The organism is Tropicimonas isoalkanivorans (genome assembly GCF_900112335.1).
Classification (GTDB): Bacteria; Pseudomonadota; Alphaproteobacteria; order Rhodobacterales; family Rhodobacteraceae; genus Tropicimonas; species Tropicimonas isoalkanivorans.
In genome coordinates, this window is sequence record NZ_FOLG01000014.1 from 37,101 (window position 1) to 52,059 (window position 14,959).

The following is a 14,959-nucleotide window of genomic DNA, read 5'->3' on the forward strand; positions in this document are numbered from 1 at the left end:
ATGGTACTGGATCGCCGGCATTTTCTGGGAACCTCCGTAGCTCTGACGGCCACTCTGGCCGCGCCGGTGGTTTGGGGACAGGCCAATGGCCGGCCGAAGGTCGTGGTGATCGGGGGTGGCCCAGGCGGCGCCACCGCGGCGCGCTACATCGCCAAGGACAGCGACGGCGGGATTGATGTGACCCTCGTGGAGCCCACGCGGGACTACTACACCTGCTTCTTCTCGAACCTTTACATTGGCGGTTTCCGCGACCTGGCCTCGCTCCGGCATTCCTACGGGGCACTTGCATCCGTGTACGGCATCAACGTGGTGCACGAGACGGCGGTCGGCGTGGATCGCGATGCGAGAACGGTAACGCTCTCGTGCGGTGCCGTACTTCCCTACGACCGTCTCGTGATCTCCCCCGGAATCGACTTCGTCGAGGGGTCTGTGCCCGGTTGGGACGTGTCGGCCCAGCACGCAATGCCCCATGCCTACAAGGCGGGGTCGCAGACGGAGTTGGCGAAGGCGCAGGTCGCGGCCATGCCGGAGGGCGGCCTGTTCTGCATGATCGCCCCGCCCAACCCCTTCCGCTGTCCGCCCGGCCCATACGAGAGGGTGAGCATGGTCGCGCATGTCCTGAAGCAGACCAACCCGCGGGCGAAGATCCTCATCGCGGACCCCAAGGAGAAGTACTCCAAGCAGGCGCTCTTCGAGGAAGGCTGGCAGGCGCATTACACCGGCATGATCGACCGCTTGGGGCCGGATTTCGGCGGCGGCAACGTGATGGTGGACCCGGGCGAGATGACCGTGGATATCGACGGCGAGGTGACCCGCGTGGACGTCTGCAACGTCATCCCGGCGCAGAAGGCGGGGCGGATCGCGGAGCTTGCAGGCCTGACGGACGAGACGGGCTATTGCCCCATCGTGCCGGCCACGATGCAGAGCCGGCTTGACGCGGCCGTGCACGTGCTGGGCGATGCCGCCCACCAAGGGGATATGCCGAAGTCTGCCTTCGCTGCCAACAGCCAGGCCAAGGTCGCCGCCATGGCGATCCGGGGGGCGCTGACGGGCTCCAAGGTTTTCCCGGCCAAGTTTTCGAACACTTGCTGGTCGCTGATTTCGCCGGAGAACGGAGTGAAGGTTGGCGCGACCTACGAGGCCACGGAAGAGAAGATCGCCAAGGTCGACGGGTTCATCAGCCAGACCGACGAAGAGGCCGCGCTCCGGCAGGCCACGTTCGAGGAGTCCCTCGGCTGGTACGCCGGGATCACGGCGGACATCTTCGGCTGAGCGGGCATCTATTCGAGACGACGCAGACCATGACCAACTGGGAGAACACCATGTATCGCTTGATTTCCACCCTCGCCGCGGGCTGTTTCGCGCTCGCTCTGCCAGCCGCCGCGCAGGAGGCCGTGCTTCACGATTTCGACGGCAGCTTCGACGACGCGACCTTTGCCGTGGAGAGCGCCATCGTCGGACAGGGACTCGTGGTGGATTATGTCAGCCACACGGGCGAGATGCTGAACCGTACCGGCGAGGACGTGGGCAGCGACGTGAAGATCTTCGACGCGGCCGACATCTTCCTGTTCTGCTCGGCGGTTGTGTCGCGCAGCGTGATGGAGGCGGACCCGATGAACGTCATCCACTGCCCCTACAACATCTTCGTGCTGGAGAGGGACGGCAAGGTGCAGGTCGGCCACCGCACCTATCCCGAAGGTCCGATGCAGGAGGTACAGGCGCTCCTCGACGGAATCGTGAAGGAGGCTGTCGGGGACTAGCCGGCGCCTGCTTTACGACCCCTCGTAGGAGATTCGCCACCGCTCTGGCACGCGGTCTCCGAACCGATCCCGCACGAAGCGGTATACGTGATCCAGTTCCTCCACCGCGAGTTCCCGGAACGCTTCGCTGATAGGCGCGCCCGTCGATATACCCTGGTTCCGCTTGCGGCTCGCGTCCGTCTCGACCGGATCGACGCCGAGAAAGCCGAACAGCCGTTCGATGCTCTCGGTCCGAAAGAGGTGTTCGAAGAACTCGTAGTGGATCTTTTCTTGGCTTACGGCCGCCTCGAGATTTTCGAGTGTCCTCACGTAGTACGCGCGGGCCATTGCTGCCTCGTCCCTTACAGCGAGCCTCGCTTTCAACTCGGCCAGCACCCTCTCCTCGGTGATGGGGGCCCCGTCATCAGACTTTCGCAAATCGTGACGAATTCCGGAGTGCAGGCGGTCAACCGGGTCGCGCATGAGAAAGATGAAGCGGCAATCCTCGTTGAGCGACGCCATCTCGGCATAAGTGCCAGCACCGAGAAGCGCGTAGGCCGGCGTAACCTCTCCCACGATCGGCGCGTCGCTGTAGCGGGAAAAAAGGACATCGGCGTAGTTGCTATGGCGCATGTCCGGTGTCTCACGCATCCGGGCGGCCGCGCGATAGTACCGCAACGCCGGCGCCCGGGCGAGGCGTCGCCATAGGGGCAGACGCTCCAGCGTGTCCAAGTGCGCGCGGGCGTGGTTCTTTGGCTTGTCGTTGAACGGCGGTCGCACCACGTCCCAGTAATGCAACTCCCGTTGGTGTGCGACGTGGATCTCCGGATGCGACCGGAGGAGGGCATTCAGCCACGACGTGCCGCATTTCGCGGCCCCAACCCCAAAAATCAGCGTCCTAGGACGGCCAAAGCGCGGATCGAACGACGTGTTGGTCAGTGTCAGAGCGCGAACCTCCAGTGCGGCGCCCGATACAACGAGCGCCTTTCGAGCTTCCGCATAGATAGAACGGCGGGGCGAAAGGGCGACAGTTTCCTTTCGTGCCCAAGTATCCCTCAGCCGAGGGCCACCAAGTGGTTGTCCCAGGACCATCCGCCCGGCACTGCAACGGTCCGCACGCCCCCGCTGCCACCGAAGGCAAGCCCCCCCTCGATGGTAAAGGCCAATCCCCCGGCCGCCGGCGCGGCCCCGGCGGCAACCGGCAGTTCCCGTCCGTCCAGCTCTGCGCCGGAGGCGTCGAAGAACAGCGCGTAATCCCCTTTCGGGCCGGTCAGGGCGATCTCCCGGCTGGACGGCGCAATCGCAATGGAGCCCGCGTACTGCTTCAGCCGCGCCGTCTGCGAGTGGTCGTGATACGCCAACGGAGACCCGCGCCGGTGGGTCGCCAGAAGTGGCACCGGCGTCATCGGGTTGCCCTGCCACTGCAAGGCGATCGCCACCATGTCGCCCGCCGCCGCGATATGACGAATGGAGTTCTGGCGATACGCGGCCGGGGGCTCCACAGTCTCCTCAATTCCGCCGCCGTCGCCAAGGTAGGTCAGGTTCGGCCGCATCGTCGGGATGTTCAGCTTTTTCCGGTCGTAGTCCGGATGGGTCTGTATGCCCCCGTTCGCCACCGCGAAGCCTCCGCGTGCCAGCCGGATCATCTCGTGCGGTCCAATTCCGCCCGATGGCAGGTCATCCACGCGAACATACCCCTCTGCCGCGTCCCACACGCCGATCCGCCCTTCCGGGACGTCATAGGCGTTCTCCGTGGTCAAAAGGTACCGCCCATCGGCGCTATAGGCCCCATGGCCATAGAAATGGCGCCCCTCCGGCGAAGTCAGCCGGGCCACCTCCGAGCCATCGCTGCAGTCCATCACCACGGCAAAGGTGCCGGGCCGCCGCGCCATGGCGACGGCCTCCGCTCGGGATGGATGCAGCGCCGCCGCATGGCCTCGCCCGGGGATCGGGAACGAGAAGCAGACCGCGCCCTCTGCGCTCAGACCAACGATCCAGGTCGAGGTGTCGCCCTTCGAGGCCGCCGTGACGAACGCGGGCGCCCCGGCCAGCGCCCATCCGGGTGTGGCGAGCGCAGCGGCGGTGCCGGCAGCAAGGAAATGTCTTCGGTGCATGGAAGTCTCCGTCAAAGCGAGTTCAGAAAGGCCAGCAGCGCCGCGCGCTCCTCGGCCGGAAGGGTGCGCACGGCCTCGCGGGCGGGGAACGCCTCGCCGCCGTGCCAAAGGATCGCCTCCAGCAGCGTGCGCGCCCGTCCATCGTGCAGAAACCCGTAGCCTGCATCGCCCGCCACCGCCGCCGTCATGCCGATGCCCCAGAGCGGCGCGGTGCGCCATTCTTTCCCCGTGGCCGCCGCTTCCTCAAACCCATCGGCCAGACCCGGACCCATGTCATGCAGCAGCAGGTCGGAGTAGGGGTAAATAAGCTGGAAACTCTGCTCAGGCTGGTCCTTCAGGCGATGGGTGACGAACGCCGGCTGGTGGCAGGATGCGCAGCCGGCCTCGTGGAACACCCTCTTGCCCAGCAGAACCTCCGGCGCGCCCACCTCCCGCCGGGCGGGCACGGACAGGTTGCGGGCGTAAAACGTGACCAGATCCATTGCCGCCCGAGGGATCTCCAGTCCCTCGTCGTTCCCGCTCTCCCCATGTGGCGCAGACCGGCACGTTCCTTGTGCGGACGTACACTCGCCCCAGGCCGCAGGATGGAGCGGCGTCGAAAGCCCCATGTCGTGCGCGAACGCCTCCGAGGCCTGCTGCTCCACGGTCGGCTGCCCGGCCTTCCAGCCGAAACGCCCCAGCATCCACTGGCCATGTTCCCTCGACCACACACGATTGGCTCGACCCGAGATCCCGTTGCCATCGGCATCCGACGGATCGGCCCCGGCGAGAATATCCGCCTCCGGAATGGCCTCGAGCAGCCCGAGCCCAATCATCGGCGGCGCAATCCTGGCACTCGTCCGGAGCCTCGGATGCATCGGCCCATAGGCAAGCCGCTCGACCAAATACTCCGGCCGCCGCAGTTCCACGACGGTGCCATCGGCCAACGCGACCGCAACCGGGGTATAGTCCACTCGGGGCCGCCCCTCCGCCGCCATTCCAGCAACGGATTTGTCCTGCACCTGCCATCCATAAGCCGGCTCCGGGACGGCGTTCCAATGCGCCGCGGCGCTGCCCCGTTGACCCTTGGCGGAATCCGGCACCGAAAGCTTCAGAACCATGGAAACGCCAAGGTCCCCGGACCCATCCGGCGGATGACCCCGCCCATTGCCAACGTGGCAGGACGCGCAACTGCGCGCGTTATAGAGCGGCCCGAGCCCATCGCTCGCCCGCGTTGCCGACGGGGCCGCCACCCAAAGCTTCTCGAAGAGCGCTCTGCCCAACTCGAAGTCCAGCCCCCGCCCAGTTCGCAAATTGGCCGAGGGCTGAGAAAACGCGCCGTGCAGGGCGCCGCCGACACTGCTTGTGGCCCCACCGGGCCTCGCCTCGTAATCCTCGGCTTCGGTAAAATCCGACGGTGCCGCAACGGCCGCCTCGATGCGCGTGGCCTCCTCGCCAGTCCGCGGGACGGTCACCAGATGCGGCTCTCCCCAACCCGCGCCCTCCGCATCAAGCGCAGGCACCGCAGTCCCCGCGGCAATCAGCAGGGCGACCAGGCCCTCGGCCAGCACTCGCTGTCCGCCGGTGCCGCGCATGGTCTTCTTGTGTCTGAAAATATCCCGGGGGGTTCCGGGGGGCTGGCCCCCCGGTCCCGTCGTCAGGCTTTCGTGCCACCGCCGGGAACGGTGGGCCGCCCGTGCGAGTGGCTCAGTCCACCTCGTCCATCTTGGAGGCATTGAGGAGCGCATACCCTTCGGCGCCAAGTCGCTCATACAGCTCGAGCTGGGTCTCGAGAAAGTCAATGTGGCCTTCCTCATCGGTCAGCAATTCTTCGAAGAGCGCCATCGACACGTAGTCGTCGACCGACTGGCAGTATTTGCGGGCCTCGGTATAGAACGCCTGCGCTTCTTTCTCCGCAGCCAGATCGCATTCCAGCGTCTCCTTGGGCGACTCGCCGATCCGCAGCGGATCGAGCGTCTGCAAGTTGGGGTGTCCGCCAAGGAAGATGATCCGGTCGATCAACTTGTCCGCGTGGTGCATCTCCTCGACGCTTTCCTCGCGGCTTTTCTTCGCCATGTGACCCAGACCCCAGTCATCCTGCAGCCTGTAGTGCAGCCAATACTGGCTCACCGCCGTCAATTCGCTCCGCAGCGCATTGTTCAGATATTCGATGACCTTAGCGTCGCCCTTCATCACTCATGTCCTTTATTGATGCCGACCGCAGGTTGCGGAGGGTTGGTGGCACCTCCAGATTGTCATTGCGGTGCATCGTGGACAAGAAAAGAGGCATGCACGACCCGCATTTCGCCCTTTTTCCCAACGCACGGTATACTTTACCGGGCGTAATGATCGTTTCCGCATCAGCGGCCCGCATCCAGTCGATGGCGGCGTGGATGTCCGTGTCCCTGATCTGCTGGCAGTGACAGACGATCATCTTGGCGGTCCTTCCTCTTCATCTTCGGGGTGTCCGGGCATTTGCCTTATTATTGGAAAACGGCGTCGGGCGAGTCGAGGCTGTCGGAGCCTTCAACGGAAATTTGTTCCAGTCCGAGGGAGGCGACGGCGCGTTCGATGTTGCGGGTCTGGGCGACCAGGCCGTCGATCGCTGCCTGCACGATCGCGTTTCCTTCGGGATTGCCGGCCGCGATCAACTGGTCATAGGCGGTGCCCGCCTCGGCCTGGTCGACGATGGCCTGCATTCTGTCCATCGTGGCGTCCAGATCCGCCAGGAGCGCGTCCGCGAGCGCCGGGTCCCGCTCCTTCACCACGTCGTAGAGCGATGGGCCCTCGACTGCGGTCCCGTCGATACGCTCATAGCGGCCGGTGTAGACGTTCCGGATTCCCAGCCCGTCGTAATAATGGCTGATGTGAGTGTTGTCGGAGAAGCAGTCATGCTCTTCCTCCGGATCGTGAAGCAGCAGGCCCAGCTTCATGCGTTCGCCCGCCTGTTCACCATAGGAAAGCGACCCCATCCCGGTGAAGGCCATGACCAAGCCTTGCTCCGGATCCGCGGTCACGTCAGCGCGACCCTGTCCGCCGTCCGACCAGAGCGCCACTGCATCCTCCAGGTCGGAGATGAGCAGATCGGTTGCCGCCAGAAGGTACTGCGCCCGCCGGTCGCAATTGCCGCCGGTGCAGTTTTCCGGGTCGAAGTCGGTCGCGCGGCGGGCGCCAGCTCCGGGGCCGGTGCCGTTCAGGTCTTGCCCCCAGAGCAGGAATTCGATGGCGTGATAGCCGGTGGTCACGTTGGCCTCGATCCCATCGAGCTCGTGCATCTCCTCCAGCAACGCGGGCGTGATCTCTGTGGCCTCGAGCGTCGTGCCGGAGACCTCCAGATGCGGAGAGGCAATGATATTTGCGCCCGAGAACGGATTCTCGTCGTTGATCCCGGCGTCGCCGGCGACATAGTCGATCAGCCCTTCGTCGAGCGGCCAGGCATTCACCTTGCCCTCCCAGTCGTCCACCACCGGGTTGCCGAATCTGAACGCTTCGGTTTGTTGGTAGGGGATTCGGGCCGCTTTCCAGGCCTCCTTGGCGGCCTGAAGGTTCTCTTCTGTCGGCTCGGCCACCAGCGCGTCCACCGCCGTCTTCAGGGCCTTGGCCGTCTGAAGGCTGTCCTCATAGCCGGCCTGGGCGATATCGGCGTAGGTCTCGACCACCTCTGCAGGCGTTGCCGCCTGCGAAGCGAGCGCCGTACCGGAGAGAAGGGCGGCCAAGACGGCTGGTCGGAAAGTCATTTGCAGTCCCTGTTCTTTAAGTCGCGTCGTTCCCAAAGAGATACCAGATTAATTTAGTCAGGCAAGTCTAATGCCGACAAAAACAATAGGTCATGTGAGGCGGGCCTGAAATTTTTGCATCTGCCTATCGATGAGCCATTGTCGTATCTCCAAGGTGCCGTCGTGGCACCGCGCGCGAGGATCGCAGGACTTGGCAACGGTTTTGTGACCCCCGACAGGGTGATCTCACCGCCTGCAAGAAACATTCGCCACGCTGCATGCCTTGTCGTCGCCGCGGCCGGCGGCGTAGAACGGCGGCACCCATGCCGCTTCGGAGGAATAGCCGATGACCGTTTCGCCCCTCTCGCTTGTCCGCGGGTCCGTCCTCGCAACCGTCTTCGCCGCAAGCGCCGCTTTTGCGGGTCCGGTGGAGGATTTCCGGAGCGACTACCGCGAAATGTACGCCAACTACCGCACCGCGCTTTTCACCACCAACGCGGGCCGGCAGGAGGACGCCGTGCAGGCGCTTTCCGCGTTGGAGGAGACATACTGGGCCATGCGAGACACCTATGGTGATACGCCGCCGCCGCAGTTCGCAGACGATCCCGCCTGGCCCGAGACCATGGAGCAGGTCGGCGGTTTGCTCGAACAGGCCTCGGCAGAGGTTGGCGCGGGCGAACTTGCCGCCGCGCACGAGACACTGGAGGGCATCCGTGACCTCTTCGGCTCCCTGCACCTCCGCAACGATATCGCGAGCTTTTCCGACCGGATGAACGCTTACCATGCGGAGATGGAGCACGTCCTCGGCCTCGACCTGTCGACGACCGACATGGGCATGTTGCGGGAGCGGGCGGCGGTGCTGGACTATCTTGCTCGCCGGGTGCTCGAAACGCCTCCCCGCGACGCCGAGGGAAGCGCGGAGTACGAAAAGCTTGCCACAGCCCTCCGGGCCTCCGCCGACGCCTTTCTGGCGGCCACGCGAGACGGCAACGCCGACAGCGTGAAGGCCGCGGTGGCAGGCCTCAAGAAGCCCTATTCCCAGATGTTCCTGAAATTCGGATGAGGGTTTGAACGGCTGGGAGGGGGCCCGCCCTCCCGCTGCACCAAAGGCTGCCACGCGCCGCCGCCCATTGCGCCCTCGGGCCGGGGTGATAGGCTGCGCGGCGATATCTTGAAGCGAGAGCCCGTGATCACGAACGCCCCCCATGCCATCGACCCTGAGGAGCTGATCGCTTGCCCCTCCTGCGATGCGCTCTACCGCGTGACCGTGCCCGAGAATGGGGAACGCGCCGTCTGCGCGCGTTGCCACTCCGTGCTCATCGCCCCGATGGAGGGCGCAATCCTGCGCATCGTGGCGCTGGCTCTCACCATCCTGATCCTCCTCATCACGTCGCTTTTCCTGCCATTCCTGCGGATCGAGGCGAACGGGCTGTCCAATGCCACGTCGATCTTCGGTGCGGCGATGTCATTTTCCCAGTCGCACATGGTCTTCCTCTCCTTCGCAGTAATGTCGCTTATCATTTTCGTGCCGATCGCGCGGGCCATGCTGCTGATCTACGTTCTGACGCCCCTCATTCTCGGCCGCCGTCCGCTACCGGCGTCCCGCCCGGCGTTTCGCTTTACCGAGCGCCTGCGGCCGTGGTCGATGGCGGAGGTCTTCGTGCTCGGTGTGGGCGTGGCTCTGGTGAAGGTCGCGGATCTCGCCCGCGTGCAACTCGGTGTCGCCTTTTGGCTCTTTGCCGTACTGGTGGTCGTGACCATCTTGCAGGACCAAAGCATGTGCCGATGGTCCATCTGGCATATCCTAGATACGCGGGACGCGGACCCGGACGGGGTGCGCCCAGAGCCCTCCGGTCAACCCGGTTCCTCCTCCGAAGCGCCAGCCCATGGCTGAGGCGCAGTCGCAATCCGCACACATGCTCACCGCGCGCGACTTAGGGCTGGTCGCCTGCACCCAGTGCACCCGCGTCTGGCCGGGTGGCACCGAACGGTGCGCCCGCTGCGGCGCCCCGCTTGTATCCCGCGACAGCAGCAGTCTAAGCCGGGTCTGGGCGTGGTGGACCGTGGGGCTGATCTGCTACATCCCGGCCAACCTCTACCCGATGCTCAAGACGACGCTGCTGGCCAAAACCTCCGGCGACACCATCGTTGGCGGGGCGGTCGCGCTGGCGATGCATGGCTCTTTTGGGGTGGCTTTGGTGATCCTCATCGCCTCGGTGGCCATCCCGGTCGGTAAGTTTGCCGCCGTCGCCTACCTGGCGTTGTCGGTCAAGCATCGCTGGAAGACAGACCACTTGAAGCGGACCCAGCTCTACGAGGTGGTGGAGTTCATCGGTCGTTGGTCGATGATCGACGTCTTCGTGGTTGCGGTGCTGTCCGCGCTGGTACAGCTCTCCGTCGTCGTGTCCATCAACCCCGGACCGGCGGCAATAAACTTCGCGCTCTCGGTGATCTTCACCATGTTCTCGGCCCGCTCCTTCGACAGCCGGTTGATTTGGGACAGCCTGGAGCCGCCGACAGACGACAAGGTGCCCCCGACGTGACAGACGATCCCGATCAAATTCCCCAGACGCCTGTGAAACCGGCCCGCCGAAGCCTTTTGGATCGGATCTCGATCGTCTGGGTTATACCAGCGACCGCCCTTGTGATCGCGCTCGCCATCGCCTGGCACAACCTCCAGAACCGGGGCGCTGTGATCGAGATAGCCTTCACCAACGCGGCCGGCATCGTCGCGGATCAGACGGAGCTGCGCTTCCGCGAGGTCTCGGTTGGCGTGGTGGAAGAAGTCACCTTCGCGCCCGGGCTGGACTCCGTGGTTGCGCACGTGCGGCTGGACAAGGAGGTCGAACCCTACGTCGATTCCGAGGCTGTCTTCTGGGTGGTGCAGCCCGAGGTTTCCGCGCGGGGGATCACGGGGCTTAATACGGTCCTGAGCGGCGTCTACATCGAGGGAAGCTGGGACGGCGAGCCGCGCGGACTACACCGCAAATTCACCGGCGAGAACTACCGCCCCATCGCGCGCCCCGACATGAAGGGAAAACGCATCGTGTTGGGCTCCACGACCGGCAAGGGCCTCAAGGAGGGCACGCCGATCCTCTACAAGGGCCTGGAAGTCGGTCGCATCGGCCGGCCGCAGCTTTCGCCGGACGGGGTGACCATCACCGCGGAGGCGTTCATCGAGGCGCCGCACGACCAGTTGCTGTCGACCCGCTCCCGCTTCTGGGATTCCTCAGGCTTTTCGTTCAACCTCGGCGCGGGCGGGGCCGAGGTGAGCGTCGAGAGTCTGTCCGCGCTGATCTCGGGCGGCATCAGCTTCGAAACGGTGGTGTCCGGCGGCGCGCCGGTCGAGGATGATCAGGAGTTCTCCGTTTTCGCCTCGCAGGACGATGCCCGCACCAGCCTGTTCGAGAATCAGGGCAAAGGCGGCCCCAAGATCGAGGTCGCCGTCGTGTTCGAGGAGAACGTCACCGGCTTGGTTGTCGGCGCGCCGGTGACCCTGCGCGGCCTGGAGATCGGCGAGGTGGTGGGCCTGACCGGCAAGGTCGACGAGGCGCAGTTCGGGGACGACCGGGTGCGCCTTGTGGTGGTTCTTGCTCTGGAGCCGGAACAGCTCCAGCTCGGCCCGGACGCAAACGGTCCCGAGGCGATCCTCGACTTCTTCCAGGAGGCGGTTGAAGACGGCTGGCGCGCCCGCCTTGCGCGCGCCTCGCTGCTAACCGGTGGGTTGAAAATCGAGTTCGTCCAGATTCCCGACGCGGACCCGGCGAGCTTTGCCCGCGATGCCGATCCCTATCCGATCCTGCCCAGTGTCCCTGCCGAAATCGAGGGCGTGGGCGCATCCGCCGAGGGGCTCCTGAGCCGCGTCAGCGAACTGCCGATCGAGGATCTGCTCAATTCCGTCGTCGATCTGGCGCAGAACGCGGCGGCGTTGGTGTCCAGCGACGAAATCCAATCGCTTCCGGCGGAGATCAAGGGCGCCGTGACGGACATACGTGAGGTGATCGGATCGGAGCAAATCCTGCAATTGCCGGATCGGCTCGGTGCAATCGGCGACGAAATCGTCGCCGTTCTCGAGGACCTGCGCGCGCGTGAGGGCGTGGCCAAACTGGTCGCAGCGGTGGAAGACGCAGGCGAGGCGGCTCAATCGATCGCGACTGCCGCCGAGGGGGTGCCGGCCCTCATCGAGCGGGTGGAATCTGTCGCGGCCAAGGCCGAGGCGCTGGATCTTGAGGCCCTGCTGGGCCAGGCGACAGGTCTTGTGGAAAGCGCACAGGCAATTATCGGGACGGACGCAGCCCGCGCCCTGCCGGATAGCTTGAACACGGCGCTCGGTGGGCTCGACTCCGCCGTTCAGGAGGCGACCGATCTTCTGGCCGATCTGAACGAGGCCGACGCAGCCGCCCGGCTGAGCGAGGCGGTTGCCGCCGCCGGGGAGGCCGCAAGCGAAATCTCCTCGGCCGCGGAAGGCGTGCCGGCGCTGGTGGAACGGGTTGAGGCCGTGGCCGCCAAGGCGGAAGCGCTGGACCTTGAAACGGCCCTGGGCCGGGCAACCGGCCTGCTGGAAGACGCCCAGGCCGTTATTGGCACGGAGGCGGCACGTGGCCTGCCGGCGCGCCTCTCCAACTCGTTGGCCGAACTCGATGGCGCCGTGGCGGAGGCGACAACGCTTCTGGCCAGCGTCAACGAGGGGGATCCGGCGGCCGAACTCAACCGAGCCTTGGCGGCCGCAGGCGATGCCGCCACCAAAGTCAACGAGGCGGTAGAAGGGGTGCCCGCGCTCGTCGAACGTATCGACGCGGTCGCGGCGCAGGCCCAGCAGATGGATCTCGACGCGCTCTCCGCCCAACTGTCGGCGTTGCTGGAAAGTGCGGACGCGCTGATTGACACGGAGGCGGCGCGCGCCTTGCCTGCCAGCCTCAATGGCGCGCTCGAACAGGTCCGCGCGGCGGTGGCGGAGTTGCGGGCGGGCGGCACCGTGGAAAACGTGAACGCAACGCTCGTTTCGGCCCGCGAGGCCGCGGGCGCTGTGGCAGACGTCTCCAACGACCTTCCACAGCTGGTTCGTGAAACCGAAGCGGTGTTGCGGCAGGCGGAACAGGCCCTTGTCGTCTTCTCGGACAGCGGGACGCTCAACCGGGAAGCGCGGGACTCTCTGAGGGAAGTGTCGCGCGCGGCCGAGGCCGTCCGCTCTCTTGCGCGAACGCTCGAAAGGAAACCGAACGCCCTCATCACCGGCCGATAAGCGATCGGGCAGGGGGCGCTCCCGCCCGTCGGCGGCGCATCGCAGATGCGCCTTCTCCCGTTGGGCCAGGCAGGCTTCGCCTGCGGCATCGCACAGGTGGAACTCCTGGTGTGACCCGACAGTCGAGGCTCGGTTCCGGGTCGCCGTGGGATGGTGATAGTCGCAAGCCTGAAGATCCGTCCCGCAGGACGCGCTTCGTCCGTGCATCAGACTGCAGCCGCGCGCCAGCGCGGCGTGGCCCAACTGCGGGCGACCCATCTTCGATGGGTCTTTCGCAGGCGGGAGGTCCCCGACGCGCGGTATCGCCTTGCCGGGCGCAGATGCGCCGCTATGCTGCGGCGGACCCGCGACAGTGCCTCAGAGATCGATATGCGCCCCCTTCCATTCGCCCTTGCCGTGATTTGCCTGCTGGCCGCCTGTGGCGGACCTGCCGTTCGCTATGCTGCCCCGCCCGTTCCATCCGGCAGCCGCATCGGCATCTCCGTCTCTCGGCTCGAGGTTCGGGAGGTGTCGCTGCCGGCCTATGCCCAGACGGAGGAGATCTGGCAGGAGTTCGCGGACGGCTCGCTTCGGTCTGAAAGCGACACGCTCTGGGCCGACGATCCGTCCCGCGGGGTCACGCTCGAACTCAGCCAGCACCTGTCGGCACTGACGGGCGCCCGCGTGGCCGCCGAACCCTGGCCGTTCGAAGACCTGCCGCAGGCGCGCCTCGACGTTCGCGTGAGCGAGATGGTCGCGGGGGCCGACGGGCGTTTCCGGCTGGCCGGCCAATACTACGTCGCGAGCTACGGGGGCGGCCGCGACCGCTCGGGCGACTTCCGTGTCAGCGCGCCGATCGTACCCGACAGCGGATCGCCCGGCATCGCCGCCGCACGCGCCGCCGCGGTGCGCGACCTGGCGCGGCTGATCGCCTCCCGCGGGATCTGACGGCGCGGCGCGCGCGCCGGGCCAAACCGGCCGTAGGAGAAGGACCGCCACGCGTTGTCATGACCGAGTCCGCCTCAGACCGCCTCAGGCCGGACGCCCAAACAGCCTTAGCCGGCTCACCCCTCCGTCAGGGTGGATGTTGAACCGCACGTGGGTCACTGGCTTGGGATCGGCCAACTCCTCCCGGAATTCGTGGATGGCGTCCGCCGACAACTTCTGTTCCGGCAGAAGCGTCTCCCAGAACATCGAATCGGTGACCAGCGCATCGGTTAATCCGTCGCCAAAGCTCTGCATGTCCGCCGCCTGAAGCGAACAGCGGTCCGGGTAGTTCCCCTTGAAATGCGCGGTATCCACCTCGATGCGTTCTATGATTCCACGCGCGCCCAGGGCGAGCACCATCCAGTCGTGACCCGGCTCCCGCCGGCGGCGCGTTTCCCAGCCGTCGCCCATGTCGATGCCCCGCCCGGGCGCCAGCAGGCGGCGGAAATCGCCGTAGTGCGCATCCGACATCGCCAGGATCCGCCCGCCATTGAGGGAGGCCGCAAGGTCGATCTCCTTGCCGTCCTGGATCCGGTCCAACTCAGGCACGCCGAACACGCGCAGACGGGCGACGCCGCCGTCAGGGTAAATATGAAGCCTCAGGTGCGTCCAGCTCTCGAAGCTCTCGCAGCGGAAGAAGTGGTGAGCGTCAGGGCCAAGGGGGCGATTCGGCAGGATCTCGGCCCACCTCGTCTCGTCTGTCACCTCCCGGGTGCTCGTGGCCTCGATCTTGCAGGCCGGCGCGTAGTTGCCGGTGAAAAACCGCGTGTCCACGTCGAAGCCCAGAATGCGCCCCGGGGCGGCGAGCTGAATCACCGCGTGGTCATGCCCGCCGCCGCGGCGGCGCTGCGTCTCCCAGCCGTCCATCCATTTGCCATGCTCATCGAACTTGCCCGCAATGAACACCGGCTCACTATCTTCCAACATCCGCTCCAGGGGCGCGAAGAACTCGTTGGTTGCAGCCAGGGCGCGGGCGCCAAGCCCGGCGGACGCCAGGTTGATTCCCGTCCGGGCGAACAGGGGGACGTCGGGATTGAGGGATTCGATGGTTGGCATGAGCGCTTTCGGTTGTTCCTGTGCTCCGGCGAAACGCCGGCAAAATGGTATCTGGTGTGACGCGGCCCTCCGGCCCCGTTGCGCCGATGAAAAGATCGCGCGTTCCGCTGGCCAGACTTTCGCCCGCACTCGACGTTCACGATACAC

14 protein-coding genes are annotated in these 14,959 nt (G+C 65.8%); 7 read left to right on the plus strand and 7 right to left on the minus strand.

The window, feature by feature from the left end:
* A complete protein-coding gene (locus tag BM075_RS18860) occupies positions 1–1,272 on the plus strand; it encodes an NAD(P)/FAD-dependent oxidoreductase (protein WP_093362253.1) in 1,272 nt (423 codons plus the stop codon).
* A gap of 29 nt (positions 1,273–1,301) precedes the next feature.
* Positions 1,302–1,760 carry a DUF302 domain-containing protein gene (locus BM075_RS18865; protein ID WP_425445205.1) on the plus strand — a complete coding sequence of 153 codons (459 nt, stop codon included), beginning with the start codon at positions 1,302–1,304 and terminating at the stop codon, positions 1,758–1,760.
* 12 nt (positions 1,761–1,772) lie between these two features.
* Here the strand turns inward: BM075_RS18865 and BM075_RS18870 are convergent, their stop codons facing one another.
* From BM075_RS18870 to BM075_RS18895, 6 genes are all read right to left on the minus strand, one after another.
* The gene (locus BM075_RS18870) at positions 1,773–2,831 is read right to left on the minus strand and encodes a sulfotransferase (RefSeq protein ID WP_093362254.1); all 1,059 of its coding nucleotides are present in this window, start codon (positions 2,829–2,831) and stop codon (positions 1,773–1,775) included.
* Positions 2,795–3,853: a DUF1513 domain-containing protein gene (locus BM075_RS18875; protein WP_093362255.1), complete on the minus strand. Its 1,059-nt coding sequence runs from the start codon at positions 3,851–3,853 to the stop codon at positions 2,795–2,797. Before BM075_RS18875 ends, BM075_RS18870 begins: the two co-directional genes overlap by 37 nt.
* An 11-nt stretch (positions 3,854–3,864) precedes the next feature.
* On the minus strand, positions 3,865–5,427 hold the full coding sequence (locus BM075_RS18880) for a di-heme oxidoreductase family protein (protein WP_093362256.1): 1,563 nt from the start codon (positions 5,425–5,427) through the stop codon (positions 3,865–3,867).
* Positions 5,428–5,539: 112 nt separating this feature from the next.
* The gene (bfr, locus tag BM075_RS18885; protein ID WP_093362257.1) at positions 5,540–6,025 is read right to left on the minus strand and encodes a bacterioferritin; all 486 of its coding nucleotides are present in this window, start codon (positions 6,023–6,025) and stop codon (positions 5,540–5,542) included.
* Positions 6,009–6,266 (minus strand): (2Fe-2S)-binding protein, encoded by a 258-nt coding sequence (locus BM075_RS18890; protein ID WP_093362258.1) that lies wholly within the window; start codon positions 6,264–6,266, stop codon positions 6,009–6,011. The genes bfr and BM075_RS18890 overlap by 17 nt, the downstream gene beginning before the upstream one ends.
* 49 nt (positions 6,267–6,315) lie before the next feature.
* On the minus strand, positions 6,316–7,569 hold the full coding sequence (locus BM075_RS18895; RefSeq protein ID WP_093362259.1) for an imelysin family protein: 1,254 nt from the start codon (positions 7,567–7,569) through the stop codon (positions 6,316–6,318).
* A 325-nt stretch (positions 7,570–7,894) separates the two neighbouring features.
* Here BM075_RS18895 and BM075_RS18900 point away from each other — a divergent pair, with 325 nt between their 5' ends.
* The 5 genes from BM075_RS18900 to BM075_RS18920 all read left to right on the plus strand — a co-directional run bounded on the left by BM075_RS18900 (position 7,895) and on the right by BM075_RS18920 (position 13,717).
* On the plus strand, positions 7,895–8,611 hold the full coding sequence (locus BM075_RS18900) for a hypothetical protein (RefSeq protein ID WP_093362260.1): 717 nt from the start codon (positions 7,895–7,897) through the stop codon (positions 8,609–8,611).
* 123 nt (positions 8,612–8,734) lie between these two features.
* Positions 8,735–9,442 carry a paraquat-inducible protein A gene (locus tag BM075_RS18905; protein WP_245758911.1) on the plus strand — a complete coding sequence of 236 codons (708 nt, stop codon included), beginning with the start codon at positions 8,735–8,737 and terminating at the stop codon, positions 9,440–9,442.
* Positions 9,435–10,091, plus strand: coding sequence for a paraquat-inducible protein A (locus BM075_RS18910; RefSeq protein ID WP_245758912.1), 657 nt, complete (start codon positions 9,435–9,437; stop codon positions 10,089–10,091). Before BM075_RS18905 ends, BM075_RS18910 begins: the two co-directional genes overlap by 8 nt.
* Positions 10,088–12,790: an MlaD family protein gene (locus tag BM075_RS18915; RefSeq protein ID WP_177208416.1), complete on the plus strand. Its 2,703-nt coding sequence runs from the start codon at positions 10,088–10,090 to the stop codon at positions 12,788–12,790. Before BM075_RS18910 ends, BM075_RS18915 begins: the two co-directional genes overlap by 4 nt.
* Positions 12,791–13,159: 369 nt before the next feature.
* Positions 13,160–13,717, plus strand: a complete 558-nt coding sequence (locus BM075_RS18920; protein ID WP_093362345.1) for a PqiC family protein — start codon at positions 13,160–13,162, stop codon at positions 13,715–13,717.
* A gap of 84 nt (positions 13,718–13,801) precedes the next feature.
* On the opposite strand, the gene alc is transcribed toward BM075_RS18920, so the two are convergent.
* On the minus strand, positions 13,802–14,812 hold the full coding sequence (alc, locus tag BM075_RS18925; RefSeq protein ID WP_093362262.1) for an allantoicase: 1,011 nt from the start codon (positions 14,810–14,812) through the stop codon (positions 13,802–13,804).
* Positions 14,813–14,959: the final 147 nt, after the last annotated feature.